Annotated in this window: 11 protein-coding genes; 7 read left to right on the plus strand and 4 right to left on the minus strand. The window is 66.5% G+C overall.

Annotation, left to right across the window (positions count from 1 at the left end; translation table 11 throughout):
• Nucleotides 1-257: 257 nt before the first annotated feature.
• Complete coding sequence (locus ACWKY3_RS10065) at nucleotides 258-1,916, minus strand: FAD-dependent oxidoreductase (RefSeq protein WP_449316272.1); 1,659 nt, start codon at nucleotides 1,914-1,916, stop codon at nucleotides 258-260.
• A 244-nt stretch (nucleotides 1,917-2,160) separates the two neighbouring features.
• Here ACWKY3_RS10065 and ACWKY3_RS10070 point away from each other — a divergent pair, with 244 nt between their 5' ends.
• A complete protein-coding gene (locus tag ACWKY3_RS10070) occupies nucleotides 2,161-3,597 on the plus strand; it encodes a response regulator transcription factor (protein ID WP_449316273.1) in 1,437 nt (478 codons plus the stop codon).
• 433 nt (nucleotides 3,598-4,030) lie between these two features.
• A complete protein-coding gene (locus ACWKY3_RS10075; RefSeq protein ID WP_449316274.1) occupies nucleotides 4,031-4,870 on the plus strand; it encodes a TrmH family RNA methyltransferase in 840 nt (279 codons plus the stop codon).
• A gap of 58 nt (nucleotides 4,871-4,928) precedes the next feature.
• Here the strand turns inward: ACWKY3_RS10075 and ACWKY3_RS10080 are convergent, their stop codons facing one another.
• The 3 genes from ACWKY3_RS10080 to ACWKY3_RS10090 form a co-directional block, all read right to left on the minus strand.
• Nucleotides 4,929-6,473: an FAD-dependent oxidoreductase gene (locus tag ACWKY3_RS10080; protein ID WP_449316275.1), complete on the minus strand. Its 1,545-nt coding sequence runs from the start codon at nucleotides 6,471-6,473 to the stop codon at nucleotides 4,929-4,931.
• Between the two features lie 142 nt (nucleotides 6,474-6,615).
• A complete protein-coding gene (locus ACWKY3_RS10085; RefSeq protein WP_449316276.1) occupies nucleotides 6,616-8,061 on the minus strand; it encodes a response regulator transcription factor in 1,446 nt (481 codons plus the stop codon).
• 135 nt (nucleotides 8,062-8,196) lie between these two features.
• Complete coding sequence (locus tag ACWKY3_RS10090; protein ID WP_449316277.1) at nucleotides 8,197-9,153, minus strand: L-lactate dehydrogenase; 957 nt, start codon at nucleotides 9,151-9,153, stop codon at nucleotides 8,197-8,199.
• Between the two features lie 131 nt (nucleotides 9,154-9,284).
• Here ACWKY3_RS10090 and ACWKY3_RS10095 point away from each other — a divergent pair, with 131 nt between their 5' ends.
• From ACWKY3_RS10095 to ACWKY3_RS10115, 5 genes are all read left to right on the plus strand, one after another.
• Nucleotides 9,285-10,250, plus strand: coding sequence for a C-terminal binding protein (locus tag ACWKY3_RS10095; protein ID WP_449316278.1), 966 nt, complete (start codon nucleotides 9,285-9,287; stop codon nucleotides 10,248-10,250).
• A 227-nt stretch (nucleotides 10,251-10,477) separates the two neighbouring features.
• Nucleotides 10,478-12,382 (plus strand): FAD-dependent oxidoreductase, encoded by a 1,905-nt coding sequence (locus ACWKY3_RS10100; protein WP_449316279.1) that lies wholly within the window; start codon nucleotides 10,478-10,480, stop codon nucleotides 12,380-12,382.
• On the plus strand, nucleotides 12,375-15,089 hold the full coding sequence (gene fdhF / locus ACWKY3_RS10105; RefSeq protein ID WP_449316280.1) for a formate dehydrogenase subunit alpha: 2,715 nt from the start codon (nucleotides 12,375-12,377) through the stop codon (nucleotides 15,087-15,089). The genes ACWKY3_RS10100 and fdhF overlap by 8 nt, the downstream gene beginning before the upstream one ends.
• A 222-nt stretch (nucleotides 15,090-15,311) precedes the next feature.
• Nucleotides 15,312-16,301: a diaminopimelate dehydrogenase gene (locus ACWKY3_RS10110; RefSeq protein ID WP_449316281.1), complete on the plus strand. Its 990-nt coding sequence runs from the start codon at nucleotides 15,312-15,314 to the stop codon at nucleotides 16,299-16,301.
• Nucleotides 16,302-16,372: 71 nt separating this feature from the next.
• Entirely contained in the window at nucleotides 16,373-17,353 is a 981-nt protein-coding gene (locus ACWKY3_RS10115) for a helix-turn-helix transcriptional regulator (protein ID WP_449316282.1), read from the plus strand.
• Nucleotides 17,354-17,436: the final 83 nt, after the last annotated feature.

Genomic DNA, 17,436 nt, shown 5'->3' on the forward strand with positions numbered 1-17,436 from the left:
GTCGTGTTTCGATTTCGTGCGACCTGGCCTTTTTTGTCGCGTACCTGCCATGGCGCTCGCGTCCGCCCGTTCGATCTTCCGATTTCGGTGATTTCTCGCCACTCCGCAGGGGGGTTCGGACTTGCGGGTGCGTTCGGAGGCGGGGATGCGCGTTTGCGATGCCTTTCTCCGTGCGGTTGCAACCGGAGTGCTTTCGGGGCGGGGCGTCGACTGCCCCGGGAGGGGCGGGGCAGTCGCAGGTGGGAGACAGGGGTTCGCTACTCCTTCGCGATCAGTTCGCGGGCGGCGATGCGGCCGAACACCATGCACTCGGTGATGTTTCCGCTGCCTTGGTACTTCGACGCCCAGATAGAACCGAACTCGCCTGACGAGTACAGGTTGGGGATAGGCTCGCCGTCCACGTCGATGATCTGCGCTTTCTCGTTGCGGCGTGGGCCGCCGTCGGTGTTGAGTATTTCGGGAATGCACTCGATGGCGTAGAACGGAGGCGTGCGCACGGGCGTCATCTGGTCGGCCGGGCGATGGAACTGCTCGTCTTCGCCGTTGTCACATGAGGCGTTCCAGCGGTTTACCGTGTTCGTCAGCTCGTCAACTGGAACGCCTATCTGCACAGCAAGGTCCTCGACGGTGTCGGCGATGTAGGCGTAGCCATCGGCCACGGGGTCGATGCTCGGGTCGTTCTCCGTCGTCTCCGTCTGGTTCTGCAGCGTGTTGCTCGTGGAATTCGCGCCAAGGTAGGCGCTGAACCTCAGTCCCTCGGAATCGAAGATGAACCACTGTTTGGGCGGCAAGGGCAGGCAGCGCCAGTCGCCTCCGAAGTTCTGATGACCGTGCCGGCAGCCGTAGTGGAGTTCGAGCGGGCCTTCTTCGCCGGGTGTGAACATGGTGGTGCCCTCCCACTCTTGGTAGAAGCGGCGCCCGTTGACTCCCACCACGATGCCCTGCGCTTTCTTGAGGGTGCGGTAGGCCATCATCTTCTCGCCGTCGATGCTGATGCCGTTTGACCACGCACCCGCGAAGCTGTTCATGTGCCACATGCTTGCGCCAAGTTTTGCGCAGATGCGGTGGCCGTCTCCCGTGTTCATGGTGGCCCCGGCGGCGTGCATGCGCTCGAACGAGAGGTAGTCTTGCAGCATCTCGGGATCGTTCTCGAAGCCGCCGCAGCACATGACCACGCCGCGCCTGGCTTTCACGTACACGCTTTTGCCGCTCTTCTCGTACACGCCGCCGAGCACGGCCCTTGTCTGAGGATCCTGCACGAGTGCGGTGAGGGGCGTGTTCGTGTGGCGCGTCACGGCGTCGGGATGCTGGTCCAGAAATTCGCTCAGAAAGATGCTGATGTGCGCGGGGCGGTCGGTGTTATCGGCATTGAACTGGCATTTCGAGAATGCGTCGTGGTGCTCTATCTCGTAGTACTCCGCCTTGCCCGCCTGCGGGGTGATCTTCACATCGCTTTCGAGCATACCCAGGCCCGTGAGCCATTCCCAGTTCTCGGCTGCGCCTTGGGCGTACACTTCGTACATGGACTCAGGCGTGCACGTGAAGCCCTCGACGAGCGCCTTCACGTAAAGGGCGAAATTGTCGGGGTCGTCGGTGATGTGGAACGATCCGCTGCACACCGGCGAGTTGCCGCTTCCGGTGGGCATGGCGCCCTTTTCCAGGAGCAGCGTGGTCAGGCCTTCGCCTTCGGTTGCCATCGCGGCGGCCGTTGCGAGGCCTGCCGCGCCCGCGCCCACCACCACGACGTCGAACTCCTCGTCCCATTCGATGTCGGCAGGTGAGGTTGCGGCGTCGTTGGCCGTGTTCGCCGCAGGGGCGCCTGCGCAGCCGGCCAGACCGAGAGCCGCCGTTCCAAGCGCTAGCGCGCTGCCGGTTTTGATGAAGTTCCTCCTCGAGAGCAGGCTTCTTTTGTCCATTGATTCCTCCTTGCATTCGCGGGATTCGTTCCTGGTGCGGTTGCGACGGGCTTGCTTGTCGCTGGGATCCGCATCGACGATGCCGACGATACGCCGGTTGGCCAAGGGCGTGCGAGGCCCGGATCGGAGCAAAGGGCGGGTTGAGCTGTCGCCCGAATCGGGCGAACTTGTTCTGAGAGGTCGTTTGGAGGGCGTGCAGCGCGTGCCGCCATGCGATAATGCGCGACGAGGAAAGGGGGCGCACATGCGAAAGTTGGCGGGGCGGCGGATGGCCACGGCAGCTATGGCGACGGGCTTTTTCGTATGGTACACCTGCTCCAACTGGGTGAGCGCGCTGAGCTACGACGCGTCGTTTTCTTATTGGTGGCTCAACAAATCGGGCGCGGTTGTGCTGGCGACGGTGCTTCTGTGCGCGGTCTTGTCGCGTGCGGGCATGCCGGCTCGCGCGACGCGTGCGATCGACTGGGCTGCTGCGGTGGCCTATGCGGGATCTTTCGTGATCCTGTGGGTTGGATCGGCGTCGTATCCTCCGTTTGCGGACGTCGGGGCCTTGGGGCTGTTCGCCTTGGCCGAATGCTGGATGGTGGCCCGCTGGGGGACCCGCTATGCGGGTTCTTCCATCAACGAGGTGGCGCGCGCCCTGGTGCTGGCCATTGTGCTTGTGGCCGCCATGAAGTGCGTGACCGCCCTCGTGCCGCAGGAGGTGACGATGGCGCTCATGCTTCCGCTTCCGTTCCTGTCGATGGCCGCGCTGGGCGCGCGGTGGGAGGACGGATCGTCTTCGAGCGAACGTGCGGCGGAACTATGGTTCGGTCGTGCATCTCTGAGGTCGTTCGCGCGCATTGTGGTGGCTATGGCGGTGTTCTTCTTTATGTGGTCCATCCTCAATATGACGCTCAAGCACGGCACCGGCCACTATAGCTTCGGGTCGGAGGCCACGCCGGCGTACACCCTGCTCTCGCAGATGATCCTGCTCTTGTTTTGCGCGTTTGTGGGCTGGTGGGTGTTCGAGCGTCGTCGGGGCCTCGACATCACCGTGGTATGGCGCTTCACCTACGTGCTCATGGCCCTTGCGTTGTTCATGTTGGTTGCATTTGGCATGGCGCAGTTCATCCAAGCGTTCACGGGGGCGGCCGTGGTGGTGGCGAAGATGTTTCTGTGGTTGGCGTTGGCCAACGTCGCGCATCACAGCTCGTTTCGCCCCTTCCTCGTGTTCTGTCCTGGCATGCTCCTTTACTCGCTGCCTGACTGGTTTGGACGCTGCTCGGCGTCTTTTTTGGGATTGGAGTCGCTCAACCCGGCCGTCGCTTCGTTTTTGCTTGTGGTGACGGTGGTCATGACGGCGTTCTTTTTGCCTTCGCGCTCGCCTGACGTGCAGTTGCTGTTGTCCGATTTGAACGGGCCTGCGCACCGCGCCATCGACGAGGCCGACGGTATCGATGGGCGCTGTGCGGCGGTGGGCGAGGCGTATGGCCTCTCGCCGCGTGAGGTGGAGATTATGCAGTACCTGTGCAAGGGGAGGTCGCGTCCCTACATCGCCGAGACGCTTTATCTGTCCGAGAACACGGTGCGCACTCATTCGCGACGCATCTACGGCAAGCTCGACGTGCATGATCGCCAGGAGTTGCTCGACCTCGTGCGCGGCGAGGAGCGCGCTGGCGCGGGAGGCCGGCCGGGCTAACGCGGGAGGCCGACGTCCATAGTTGGCCCGAGATGGCGAGAAATCACCGAAGTCGGAAGGATGTCGGCGGCTTCGGTGCCGGAGGTCGTGTTTCGATTTCGTGCGACCTGGGCTTTTTTATCGCGTACCCGCCATGACGCTTGCGTCCGCCCGTTCGATCTTCCGATTTCGGTGATTTCTCGCCACTCCGCAGGGGACCCGCGGGTGCGTTCGGGGGCGGGCGGGGCTGTGGGGCGCCGTCGAAGTCGGTGGCCCTCATGCGGCGTGGGTTCGGGCCTGCGGTCGCGTTCGGAGGCGGGGTGGATGGGGGCTGCGGTTGGCGCGTTCTCGGCGCCTTTTCGGCGCGCAGGGAGCGCGGCCGCAGTTGGGGTGCTTTCGGAGCGGGGCAGCGTCGTTCGGTGGTACCATGGACGGCGAGGAGAAAGGAGGGGCCATGCCCATCGTGCGGTTGGACGGGACGGGCGATGTTCGGCTCGCCGTGTACGCGGGGGCGACCGACGCGCGGCTGCGTGACGATCCCGATTACGCGAACGGCCTGTTCATCGGCGAGTCGCGCAAGGTGATCGAACGGGCGCTCGATGCGGGCGTGCGTCCGGTGTCGCTGTTTTTGGAGGAGCGCTGGCTCGATCAGACGATGCCGCTCATCGAGCGCATGCTGGCAGACGACCCGGCCTTTCCGGTGCTGCTGGCCACGCGCGAGCAGTTTCGCGCCGTGACCGGCTACGAGGTGACGCGCGGGGCGCTTGCGGCGTTTCGCCGCCCCGCGCTGCCGAGCGTGCTCGACCTGCTGAAAGACGCGCGCCGCGTGGCCGTGCTCGAAGATGTGACCAACTACACGAACGTCGGCGCCGCGTTCCGTTCGGCGGCCGCGCTCGGCATCGACGCGGTGCTCGTCACGCCGTCGTGCCACGATCCGCTCTACCGCCGCGCCGCGCGCGTGTCGATGGGGACGGTGTTTCAGGTGCCGTGGACGCGCATCGGCTGCGAGCGCGACTGGGCTGCCGAAGGCGTGCCGCTTCTGCGCTCGCTCGGATTCTCCACCGCCGCCCTCGCGCTTGCCGATAACGCGCTGCCCTTGCACGATGCGCGCCTGCGCGCGTGCGAGCGCCTGGCGCTCGTTCTGGGCACCGAAGGCGACGGGCTGGCGCCCTCCACGGTGGCCGCCTGCGACTACGTGGTGCGCATCCCCATGGACCACGGCGTGGACTCGCTCAACGTGGCCGCCGCCAGCGCCGTGGCGTTCTGGGAGCTGCGCACGAAGTGGCGGGACTGACGGCGCGCTCGCGCCCAAGTGGGCGGCCCCGCCGCAACAGGGCGGGGCCGTGCCAAGCTCATGCGAGCGCGCTTTGCGCGGCTATGCGGCCGAACGTGAAGCCGAACCCGAGGGCCGTTCCGCTTCCGGGGTAAATCCGCCCCCGCCATCCTCCCGTCGTGCTCCCTGCGGCGTACAGCCCGGCGATGGGCTGGTCGTCGACGTCGAGGACCTCGGCCTTCTCGTTGATGGTCAACCCGCCGGCGGTGTCGGCGAAAGCGGGCACGATCTTCCCGGCGTAGAAAGGCGGCGTGTCTATCTTGTTCCCCATCCCCTTGGACTGGTCCTTCCCGAACTCCTTGTCGACGCCCTCCTCGACGAAGGAGTTGAGCTTGTCGACCTCGGCGACGAAGACCTCGGCAGGCACGCCGATTTTCTCCGCAAGCTCTTCGAGCGTGTTCGCGCTGAGGATGGCGCCCGAATCGATCTCGCTTCGCAAGCCTTCGGACAGCGGGGGAACGGTGATGACGGCCGGACCCTGCTGCACCACCTTGTCGTCCCAGGCCGCCCACACGAAACCGTCGTGGTTGTTTATGATCTCGACGCTCATGAGCTCGCCCATCATGCCCTCGTCGAAGGCGCGCGTGCCGTCCATGTCGATGCATATGCACTGGTTCCCCCAGTTGGGGAGCACGAAGAAAGGAGCGCTGCCTTGGCCTGTGTCGATCCCCTTCCCGGTGGTCTGCGTGGCCCACATGTTCGTGAGCTTCGCGCCGAGGCGCTGGCCCATGACGATGCCGTCCCCCTGCTGGCGGCTCGAGCCGTTCGAGGCGCCGTCCACGAGGTCGGGCATGAAGTTGCGGAGCATGTCCTTGTTCCGGGAGAACCCGGCCGAGGCTATGATGACTCCCTTGTTCGCCTTGCGTGAGGTTCCGTCATCTGCGGAGACACCGCACACCCTGCCTGTTTCGTCCTGATAAAGGCCGGTTGCAAGCGTTCCGAAAGCGAATTCCGCTCCCTTCGCGACGGCCTGCTGGTAAAGCGCGTCGCAGATGGAGGCTCCTTTGCTGTCGAACGCGATAACGCCGCGCGCGACCGGTTTCGTGACGTCGGCGTAAGCGTCTTCGGCTCCCGATTTGTACAGCTTCTCGACCGGGAAGTCCGCTCCGGCCTCCCTCAGCCAGTCGATGGTCTCGCCCGACTTCTCCGCCCAGAGGTGGGTGAGGTTTTGGCTGTCAAGCCCGTCGTTGATGGCGTCGAGGTACTTTTTGAACTCCTCCACGGAGTCCTCGACGCCCGCCTCTTTCTGGATTGAGCTGCAGCAGCCCATGACCACCCCTCCGCAGAGCGCCGTGTTCGAGAACAGGTGCGAGTTCTCGCACTCGAGGACCATCACGCTCGCGCCGGCGCGGGACGCTTCGAGCGCGGCTGCGAGCCCCGCTCCTCCCGCGCCAACGACAACCAGGTCATGCTCGCTGGTCCATTCGGATGGAAGCTCGGCGCTCGTTGCCTGCGAGCTCGCCTGCTTCTGGCCGGGCGCGCACGCCGCCAACCCAAGGGCTGCGGCTCCCGCTCCCGCCGCCATCGCCGTTTTGACGAAGCTCCTTCTGTCGATTTCCCTCATGTTTCCTCCTTGGTCGGTTTTTCGAACCTTGGAGGCTATTCTGCGCGTGCCCGAGGGGCGCCGCCATAGCGAAAACGGTATGAAAAAGCGGTGGCCTTTGTAGCGAGTTTGGTGCTACATAATACATTGATCTGCGAAAACTCTAAGAGACAAGTTGGTCTTGCACAAGGGTTATGAGTTCTTGGCGATTGCGGATCCCAAGTTTTTCGTACCCCCGCCTGATATGCGTTTTGACGGTGTGCTCGGAGATGAAGAGATGGTCTGCAAGGTAAGAGGAGCTTCTGCCCTGCAAGAATTCGAACAGGATCTCTCCCTCCCGTTTGCTCAGACCGTGCTCCTCGGAGAGCTTGCCCCAGGCTGCTTGGATCTGGGGGTTCTCCGTCCCAGGGGCCACGATCCACGGGTCGCTCGGCTCGCTTTTCTCAGCGAGCGGTTGCGAGGGCTCGCCGGCCTTCCGCTCCTTTTCGTTCGAGGCGATGAAGAGGCAGGCCGCAACGAGCATGACCAGGAGGGGGAGGCTTGCGTCGGCGTCGCCGCCCAGCCAGCTCGACGCAGGCTCCCATGACAGGAGCGCGGCGGCTCCCCTTCCGCACAGCAGGGCCATCCGGGAGATGGCGAGTCCGATGCCGAACAGGAAGAAAGCGGGGTAGATTCTCCGATTCGCCTCCTTTGCGAGCATGATCCAGAGCATGAGGTAGTAAAGGTTCAGCACCGCGGTGTTGACGGATCCCCCGATGCCCGGATCGGCTGCGAGCGTGTCCTTGAGCGCGATGGTCAGGCCGAAGCATGGGGCGACAATGACGAAGAGGTAGTTCGCGTTTCCTTTGAAGCTTCCCAGCAGGGAGAGGATCAAAATGGCGCAGGCAAGGAGAAAGGTTATCAGCGCCGTGTGCTCCGACTGGGCGTAGTGGGAAGCCTGCGCCTCGATGTCGCTTTGAAGCGCCATGCCGTAAGCGACGGAGAAAGCGGCTGCGCCAACGTAGAGCCGGCGAAGGCGCTGCGGGGTTGTTTGCGCGGAGGATAGGACGCGATCTTTCTCCTCCCGATCCCTTGGAGGAGCGGCGTCCGCCATCTTCACCGCCGAGAGCAGAAGCGCGAGGCAGCAAGAGAACACAAGGAGTTGCGCGTAAAGGCTTTCGCTCGTCTCCGGCGCGGCGACGAAGCCGGAGAAGAGCTTCACCAGCGCCGAGATCATAAACGCGCTTGCGATCGAAACGGACGAGAGAAACGGGGGGAGGGCGGAGAAGACGTGGGCCCAGCAAAGCAGCAGGCACGCCGCCGAGGTTGAGGCCACCGTTCGAAAGACCAGCTGAAACGACGGTTCCTGCCCGTTGATCAGCGCAAGGACCATAAACAGCAGGCCGAGGGCGGCCCCTGACGCGAAAAGGGGCTTTGGGCGGACCTCCTTTCCGTGCCAGGACAGGCAGGCGAAAGCAAGGTAAACAGCGCCTTCCACGAAGAGTCCGAAAAGGGAGAACGGGTTGCTCGTGTAATGGCCCACGACGAACGAGAGCATCTGGGCGCCTTGGTAGAATCCGAATCCGAACGCTGCGACCATTGTCAGGACGACTGTCTTCTTGCGTGGCACGACCGGACCTCCTCCCTCTCCTGCGTCGCTTCGGACTCAATCTGCGCGCCGCACGCGGCGCTTCGTCATTGGAAAGGCGAAGCGCAACGTGTCGTTCGCATGCTGGCTCGCCGTCGCGGCGATCGCTAGCTTGTTCTATTTCAAATCCAGCCCGGCGATGACCTGCTTCAGCGTGTCGGCCGACGCCTTGAGCTTGGCTTGCTCGCGGTAGTTGAGCGACGGGGGCATGCGCGCCTCCACGCCGTCTTTGCCCACGATGCAGGGGGTGGACAGCGCCACGTCGCCTATCCCGTACTCGCCCTGCATGAAGTTGGACACGGAAAGCACCGACTTCTCGTCGCGCACGATGGCTCGGCAGATGCGCGACACGGCCATGGCGATGCCGTAGTAGGTGGCGCGCTTGCGCTTGATGATCTCGTAGGCCGAGTTGCGCACAAGGTCGCTCATCTCGGTGCGGAACTCCTCGTAGGAGCCCTCCGTGCGCATGTTGAAGTAGTCTTCCAGCGGAATGCCCGCCACGTGCGCGCTCGACCAGGCGATAAGCTCGCTGTCGCCGTGCTCGCCCAGGATGCGCGCGTGCACGTTGCGGGAATCGACGCCCAAACGTTCGCCGATGGCGTGTTTCAGGCGACCGGTGTCCAGCACGGTGCCGGAGCCGATGACGCGGTGCTCGGGCAGCCCGGAGAGGCGCAGCGAGACGTAGGTGAGCACGTCCACCGGGTTCGACACGACAAGCAGGATGCCGCTGCATTCGCGTGCGCGGATTTCGGCCAGGATGCTCTTGAAGATGGCGACGTTGCGGTTCACAAGGTCGATGCGCGTCTCGCCCGGCTGCTGGTTGGCGCCGGCGGTGATCACGATGATGGCGGCGTCGGCCACGTCGTCGTAGTCGCCCGCGTAGATGTTCATGGGGCTGGCGAAGGGCATGCCGTGGCTGATGTCGAGGGCCTCTCCCTCGGCGCGCTCTCGGTCCACGTCCACAAGCGCCATCTCCGAGAACAATCCGCTTTGCATGAGGGTGAACGCCGTGGCAGAGCCCACGAACCCGCATCCTATGATGGCGACCTTTCGTCCGTCGACCGGCTTGCCCATGAAACGACCTTTCCCTAGTATGGTTCGCTGTTCGAGGTGACCCTACTGGAAGAAGCGGCCCCCGTCAAGGCGGCATGGTTCCGGGCGCGGTTTTGGCGCGGCGGCGAGGCTTGCGGGCAGAAAGGCGCGGCATGGCGAAGATCGTGATGGTGGAGAGCGATTTCGAGGACGCGGAGGTGGAGGAGCGCTTGGCGCGCGAGGCGGGCGTGGAGTTCGCGTGCTGCAAAAGGTGCCCTCCGGACGAGATCGTGCGCGTGGCGGCCGATGCAGATGGCGTGGTCACGTCGTACGGGGATTTGTCTCGCGCGGTGATAGAGGCGCTTCCGCGCATGCGCGTGATCAGCCGCACGGGGGTGGGCTACGACAACATCGACGTCAAGGCCGCCACCGAGTGCGGCGTGGCGGTGTGCAACGTGCCCGGTTACGGGACCGAGGTGGTGTCAGATCACGCCGTTTCGCTTGCGCTGTGCGTTCTGCGTCGCATAAACGAGGTGGACGCCGACGTGCGCGCCGGGGTGTGGGACTACGCGCGGCGCCGACCGCTCGGGCAGGTGCACGGGCGGACGTTTGGCGTGGTGGGCATGGGAGACATCGGCCGCGCGACCGCGCGCAAGGCGGCCGGGCTGGGGTTTCGGGTGGTGTGCTGGTCGCGCTCGCAGCCTGCGGGGCGGCGCACGCCGGAGGGTTACGAGGCGCTTGAGCTTGACGAGCTTCTGCGCGCGAGCGATGTGGTGAGCCTGCACACCGCGCTCACGCCCGACACGCGCCATCTGCTGGACGCGCGCCGGATAGCGCTCATGAAAGACGACGCGGTGGTGGTGAACACGGCGCGTGGGGCCGTGGTGGACACCTGCGCCTTGGCCGCCGCGCTTGAGGCGGGGCGTTTGTGGGGCGCGGGCATCGACGTGTTCGAAGGGGAGCCGGTCAGCCCCGACCATCCGCTTCTGCGCGCCCCGCGCACGGTGCTCACCTCGCATGCGGCGTACTGGTCGGAGGAGTCCGGGCTGGAGTTGCGCACGCGCGCCATGCGAAACGCGATAGACGGGGTGCTGGGCCGCCGGCTGTCCGACTGCCTGAACCCGGAGGTTCTGAGGTAGGCGAGACGGCGGCGCTTGGGAAGGGCGGCGCCGGAAAGGGATGCGGCTCCTGCGTTGGAGTCCCGCGCGCCGCGCTCCGCGCAGCTGCACGGCGTATATGGTTGTTTCCCGGCGTTTTCGTGTCGATGCGCGAGGGCGGCTTTACGTCGCAGGGGAGCATCGGCTACTTTGGAGCATCACCGCACGAACACTTGAGCGATGCACCGCATCGGACATGGGGGACGAACGTGGCCGCACTTTCGATCGCGCCGAAGTCGAAGGACGACGCGCGCATCGCACGACAGCTGAACAGGCATGCACGGCGGGTGGAAGCCACCCCTCCGGGCGTGTGCCCGCTTGTGGCCCAATTGTCGCTTTTGCGCGACGGTGCGGCGCAGACCTGCGGCAAGTGCGTTCCGTGCCGCGACGGGCTGCCCCAGCTTGTGGCGCTGCTCGAACGGGTGGCGGCCTGCGAGGCTTGCGAGGACGACGTCGCGCGCCTGCGCGCCCTTGCCGAGATGGTGCGCGACACCGCCGACTGCGCCATCGGCTACGAGGCGGCCGAGGCGCTGCTTGCGGGCATGGACGAGTTTTCCGCCGAGTACGAAAGCCACCTCCTGCACGGCGCGTGCCGCGCGGGCGTGGGCCAGTCGGTCCCCTGCGAAACCCTGTGCCCCGCGCACGTGAACGCGCCCGCCTACATCGCGCTCGTGGCCGAGGGCGACTACGCCGGCGCGGTGAACATGGTGCGCAAGGACAACCCGTTTCCCACGGCGTGCGCGCTTGTGTGCGAGCACCCGTGCGAGGAGCGCTGCCGCCGCCTGCTCGTCGATGCGCCCGTGAACATCCGCGGCATCAAGAAGTACGCGGTCGACCAGGCGCCCGCCGACACCGTGCCCCCGGCGCCGCGCAGCGTGGACACCGCGCGGACGGTGGCCGTCATCGGCGGCGGCCCAAGCGGGCTGACCTGCGCGTACTTCTGCGCGCTCATGGGTCATCGCGTGACGGTGTTCGAGGCGCGCGAGCAGTTAGGCGGCATGCTTCGCTACGGCATTCCCTCGTACCGCTTCCCGCGCGAGCGCTTGGACGAGGACATTCGCGGCATTCTGGGGTCGGGCACCATCACCGTGCGCTGCGGCGAGCGCATCGGGGCGGAGGAGCTGCGCGACATCGTCGGCACCTACCATGCGGTGTACGTTGCCGTGGGCGCGCAGGCGGGCAAGCGGCTGGACATCGAGGGCATGGACGCTGCGGGCGTGATGTCGGCCGTGGAGATGCTCGGGCGCATCGGAGACGGCGACTACCCCGATTTCGCGGGCAAGAAAGTGGTTGTGGTGGGCGGCGACAACGTGGCCATGGACTGCGCGCGCACCTCGGTGCGCGCGGGCGCCGACGAAGTGTCGGTGGTGTACCGGCGCCGCAAAGAGGACATGACGGCGTTGCCTGCGGAGGTGGAGAGCGCCGTTGCGGAGGGCGTGGAGATGGTGACGCTGGAGGCGCCCGTGGCCATCGAGGCCGACGAGGCGGGCCGGTGCGCGGCGCTTGTCACCCAGCCCCAGATGATAGGGGCCGTTCGCGGCGGCCGGCCCGCTCCCGTGCCGGCCGACAAGCCGCAGCGGCGCATCGAGGCCGACGTCGTTTTGGTGGCGGTGGGCCAGGATGTGGAGTGCGCGCCGTTCGAGGAGCTTGGCCTGTCGGCGGCGCGCGGGCGCCTTGACGCCGACGAGGGCCTGCGGGCCGTGTGGGCCGCAGGCGACGGCGAGGAGGCGGGCGTGGCCGTCGCCTGCGGCGTCGCGCCGGCGCCTGCGGCGTTGCGCAACGTGTTCGTGGGCGGCGACTGCCAGACCGGCCCCGCGACGGCCATCCGCGCCATCGCGGCGGGCAAGGTGGCGGCCCGCAACATAGACGAGTTTTTGGGCTACCATCACAAGCTGCGCTGCGAGGTCCGCGTGCCGGATCCTCGTCCGAACGATCGCGCGCCCAAGGGGCGCGTCGAGGTAGCCGAACGGCCCGCGCGCGAGCGCAAGCGCGATTTTGCGGGTGTTGAGCTGGAGATGACGCGCGAGGAGGTTCTGCAGGAGTGCGGGCGCTGCCTGCGCTGCGACTGCTTTGGGCCGGGCTCGCTGGAAGGGGGAAGGGTGCACTATGCCTAACATCACGGTAAACGGCAGCGCGGTGGAGGTGGAGGAAGGTTCGACCATCCTCGCAGCCGCGCAGAAGCTGGGCGTGCGCATCCCCACTTTGTGCCACCTCGAAGACGTGAGCGCAGCCGCCTCGTGCCGCGTGTGCGTGGTGGACGTGGAAGGCGTTGACCATCCGGTTCCCGCCTGCTCCACGCCCGTGCGCGAGGGCATGGCGGTGACCACGGACTCGCCGCGTGCCGAGGCGTGCCGCCGAACGGCGCTTGAGCTTGTTTTGGCCGATCATGGGCTGGACTCCACGAACTACTGCTTCTCGTGCAAGAAAAACGGCGCGTGCGAGCTGCAGGATGTGTGCCGGGAGCTTGGCGTGACCGGTTCGTCCTTCGAGGTGGAGCGAAGGCGCGAGCCGGTGCTGGACGCGAACCCGTTCCTCTCCTACGATCCCAACCTGTGCATCCGCTGCCAGCGCTGCGTGGGCGCGTGCAACGCCGCCGCGCGCAACCACACGCTCGTGGCCGGCAAGCGCGGCACGCGCACGACCATCGAGGCCCCGTTCGGCGAAGGATGGCGCGCCACCGACTGCGAGTCGTGCGGCAACTGCGCGCAGGCGTGCCCCACCGGCGCGCTCACCGAGAAGCGCCGCGCGTCCTACCGCTCGTGGGAGACGGAGCGCGTGCGCACGACGTGCCCGCACTGCGGCGTGGGCTGCCAGCTGGACCTCGTGGTGAAAGACGGGCGCATCGTGGACGCCGAGGCGGCCGACGGCCCCTCCAACCGCGGGCTTCTGTGCGTGAAGGGGCGCTCGGCCAGCTTCGACTTCGTGGGCGCGCCCGACCGCTTAACCACGCCGCTTGTGCGCAACCCTGCCACGGGCAAGCTGGAGCCTGCCGCTTGGGACGAGGCGCTCGATCTGGTGGCGCGCCGCTTCGCGGAGCTGCGCGACGAGCACGGGGGCGAGGCGCTCGCGGCGTTCGCGTGCTCCCGCTCCACGAACGAGGACATCTACCTGTTCCAGAAAATGGCCCGCGCGGCATTCCACACGAACAACGTGGACTGTTGCGCGCGTGTTTGACACGCCCCCACGGTTGCCGGTCTGGCAACCATGCTTGGTTCGGGGGCGATGACGAACTCAATTGAAGATGTGACGCGCGAGGCCGACGTCATCATGCTGGTGGGGTCGAACCCCGAGGAGGCGCATCCGGTCATCGGCATGCAGATCCGCGCGGCGGCGGAGCGCGGCTGCCGGCTCATCGTGGTGGACCCGCGCGACATCGGGCTGGCGAAGCGCGCCGACATCCATCTGAAGCTGCGTCCGGGCACCAACGTGGCGTTTGCCAACTGCATGGTGAACGTGCTTCTGCGCGAGGGCTTGGTGGACGAGGAGTTCGTGCGCGAGCGCACGGAGGGCGTGGAGATCATGAGCGCCACGGTGCGCGACTACACGCCGGAGCGCGTGGAGGACATCTGCGGCGTGGACCAGCGCGATCTGGTGGCTGCGGCCAAGATGTACGGCACGGCCAAGGCGGCCGCCATCGTGTACTGCCTGGGCGTGACCGAGCATTCCACCGGCACCGACGGCGTGATGGCGCTTTCCAACATCGCCATGATCACGGGCAACCTGGGACGGCGCGGCGGCGGCGTGAACCCGCTGCGCGGCCAGAACAACGTGCAGGGGGCCTGCGACATGGGCGCCGGGCCGGACGATCTGACGGGGTACCAGAAGGTGGCCGATCCCGAGGCGCTGCGCCGGTTCGAGCGCGCCTGGGGCGTCGAGCTGCCGCGCGAGCGGGGGCTCAAGGCCACCGAGTGCTTCCCGGCCATGCTGTCGGGAAAGGTGCGGGGGCTGTTCTTGTTCGGCGAGGATCCCGTGCGCACCGACGCGGACACGGGGCACGTGATCCGCGCTTTGGAGGCGCTCGAGTTCTTGGTGGTGGACGACCTGTTCCTCACCGAGACGGCCGCCTACGCCGACGTGGTGCTGCCCGGCTGCGCCTACGCGGAGAAGGAGGGCACGTTCACCAACACCGAGCGGCGCGTCCAGCGCGTGCGCAAGGCGGTGGACGCGCCGGGCGGGGCGCGTCCCGACACCGAGATATTCACCGAGGTCATGAACCGCATGGGCTACGAGCAGCCGCGTCTGGCCCCGGCCGAGATCATGGAGGAGATAGCGGCGGTGACGCCCACCTACGGCGGCGTGAGCCATGCACGTCTGGACAGCCGAGAGCTTGGCGGCCGCGGCCTGCAGTGGCCGTGCCCGAACGCGAGCCATCCCGGGACGCCCATCCTGCACGCGCGCGAGTTCTCGCGAGGCGTGGGGGCGTTCTCCACGCCCAGCTACCGGCCCTCTGCGGAGCTTCCCGATGAGGACTACCCACTCATGCTCACGACCGGGCGCATCCTGTACCAGTACAACGCCTGCGCCATGACGGGTCGCACCGAAGGGCTGGGCGAGATCGCGGGCGGCTCCTTCATCGAGCTGAACGATCGCGACGCCAAGGCCCTCGGCGTGGCGGACGGCGACCGCGTGCGCGTCTGGTCGCGCCGCGGCTCCATAGAGACGCGCGCCCGGGTGTCGGGCAAGACGAATCCCGGCCAGACCTGGATGCCCTTCCATTTCCAAGACGGCAACAGCAACTGGCTCACCATCGCGGCCCTTGACCGCACGTCGAAGACCCCCGAGTTCAAAGTTTGCGCCGTGCGGGTGGAGAAGGTCGGCTAGTTTGAGAAACGCGAAGGGCCCCGCGCGGGTCCTTCGCGTTCGGAGCCGACGCGCCGCTCCCGCGACGCTTGAGGGCAAGTTCGAAGGGGCCGCTTCTCACGTTTCCAATTCGTTTCGCTGGAATGGGGCTTTCTTGGAGTCGGCTTGCGCGCGTTGACGGGGAGGGCGGCGTTCATGGATGATCGTCGGGACAAAAACGGACGCGTCGGCAAGGAGCGAAACATGGCGAAAACGCGCATCGGCATTTTGGGATACGGCAACCTGGGCAGGGGAGTGGAGCTGTCCTGCCGTCAGAACGACGACATGGAGCTGGCGGCGGTGTTCACGCGCCGCGATCCTTCCAGCGTAAGGCCGCTCACCGAGGGCGTGGCGGTGCATTCTGCGGACGACCTTGCGGCGCATGCGGGCGACATCGACGTGCTGGTGCTCTGCGGCGGCAGCGCAAGCGACCTGCCCGAGCAGACGCCGGCGTGCGCGTCTTTGTTCAACGTGGTGGACTCGTTCGACACGCATGCGAAGATCCCCGAGCATTTCGCGAACGTGGACGCGGCGGCTCGCGAGGGCGGCAAGGTGGCCGTCATCTCGGCCGGGTGGGATCCGGGCATGTTCTCGCTCGCGCGTCTGTACGCCACGAGCATCCTGCCCGACGGCGCCGATTACACGTTCTGGGGCCGGGGCGTTTCCCAAGGCCACAGCGACGCCATCCGCCGCGTCGAGGGCGTGGCCGACGCGCGCCAGTACACGGTGCCGGTGCCCGCCGCCCTTGAAGCCGTGCGCGCTGGCGAGACGCCCGAGCTGACCACGCGTCAGAAGCACACGCGCGAGTGCTACGTGGTGGCCAAGGAGGGCGCCGACAGGGCCGCCATCGAGCGCGCCATCGTGGAGATGCCGAACTACTTCGCCGACTACGACACCACGGTGACGTTCGTTACGCAGGAGGAGCTTGACCGCGACCATGCCGGCATCCCGCACGGCGGATCGGTCATCCGCTCCGGCAAGACCGGGCGCGATGGCGAGAACCGCCATGTGGTGGAGTTCTCGCTGACGCTGGATTCGAACCCCGAGTTCACCGGCAGCGTCCTGGTGGCGTGCGCCCGCGCGGCGCACCGCCTTGCCCTTGAGGGGCAGACGGGCTGCAAGACCATGTTCGATATCGCACCGGCCTACCTGTCGTCGATGAGCGGCGAGGAGCTGCGCGCGAGCATGCTGTAAGCGCTCGACGCGCCGACGGGCCCTGCTGCGGACGCAACGGGGCCCGTCGGTTTTTTCATGAGAGGGATTGTATGGCCGTCAACCAAAGGCTGAGGCTTTTGCACCTCGCGCGCATTCTGCGGGAGGAGACCGATTCCGAGCGCGGGCTGACGATGCCGCAGATCCTCGGGCGCTTGGAGGAGGCGGGTTGCCCGGCGGAGCGGAAGGCGGTGTATCGCGATCTGGAGGCGCTGCGGTCGTTTGGGCTGGATGTGGGGGCCTTGCGTGCGAAGCCGGTCCAGTACGCGCTTTTGAACAGGGATTTCACGTTGGCGGAGCTGCGGTTGCTGGTGGATGCGGTGCAGGGGTCGCGCTTTCTGACTCAGAGCATGAGCGATAGCCTGTCGCAGGGCGTAAGGCGCTTGGCGTCCGCCGGGCAGCGCGAGCTTTTGGACAAGCGGCTGCACGTGGCGGGACGCGTGAAGCTGCAGAGCGAGTCCGTTTTGCCCAACGTCGATGCCATTCAAGAGGCCATGGCCCGCCATCGCAAGGTGTCCTTCCGCTATTACCGCTACGACGAGGCCAAGCGCAAGGTCATGCGCCGAGGTGGCGAACGCTATGTGGAAACGCCGGTTGAGCTGGTGTATTCCGACGGCTATTACTACCTGGTGGCGTACAACGAAAAGCACGACGGCTTCCCTGCGTACCGCGTGGACAGGATGGCGGCGCTCAAGGTGACCGACGAGGCGGCGTGCCGCAACGCCCGCATCGCGTCGTTCGACGTTGGCGAGCTGGTGGAGCGCGCGTTCGGCATGTACGGCGGCGAGTCCGTTTTGGCGACGCTGCTGGTGGAGCGGCAGGCCATGGACGGCGTGATCGACCGCTTCGGGAGGGGCGTTGAGTCGGTGCCGACGGGCGACGGGAAGGCGCGGGTCTACGTGCCCGTGGTCGAAAGCCCCGCGTTCTTCGGGTGGGTGTCCCAGTTCGGAGGGCGGGTGCTCATAGAAGGACCCGCCTCGCTTGCGGAGTCGTACCGCCGCTATTTGCGGGCCATCTTGGACGCGTACGAGTAGGGGAAGGGGTCGGCGCGGTGCCCGGGGCCGTGCCCGGCGCGCAGTGCGTCCGAGGTCGCATCCGATGTGCGGCGCGCGCCGGG

This window comes from Rubneribacter sp., from assembly GCF_965361815.1.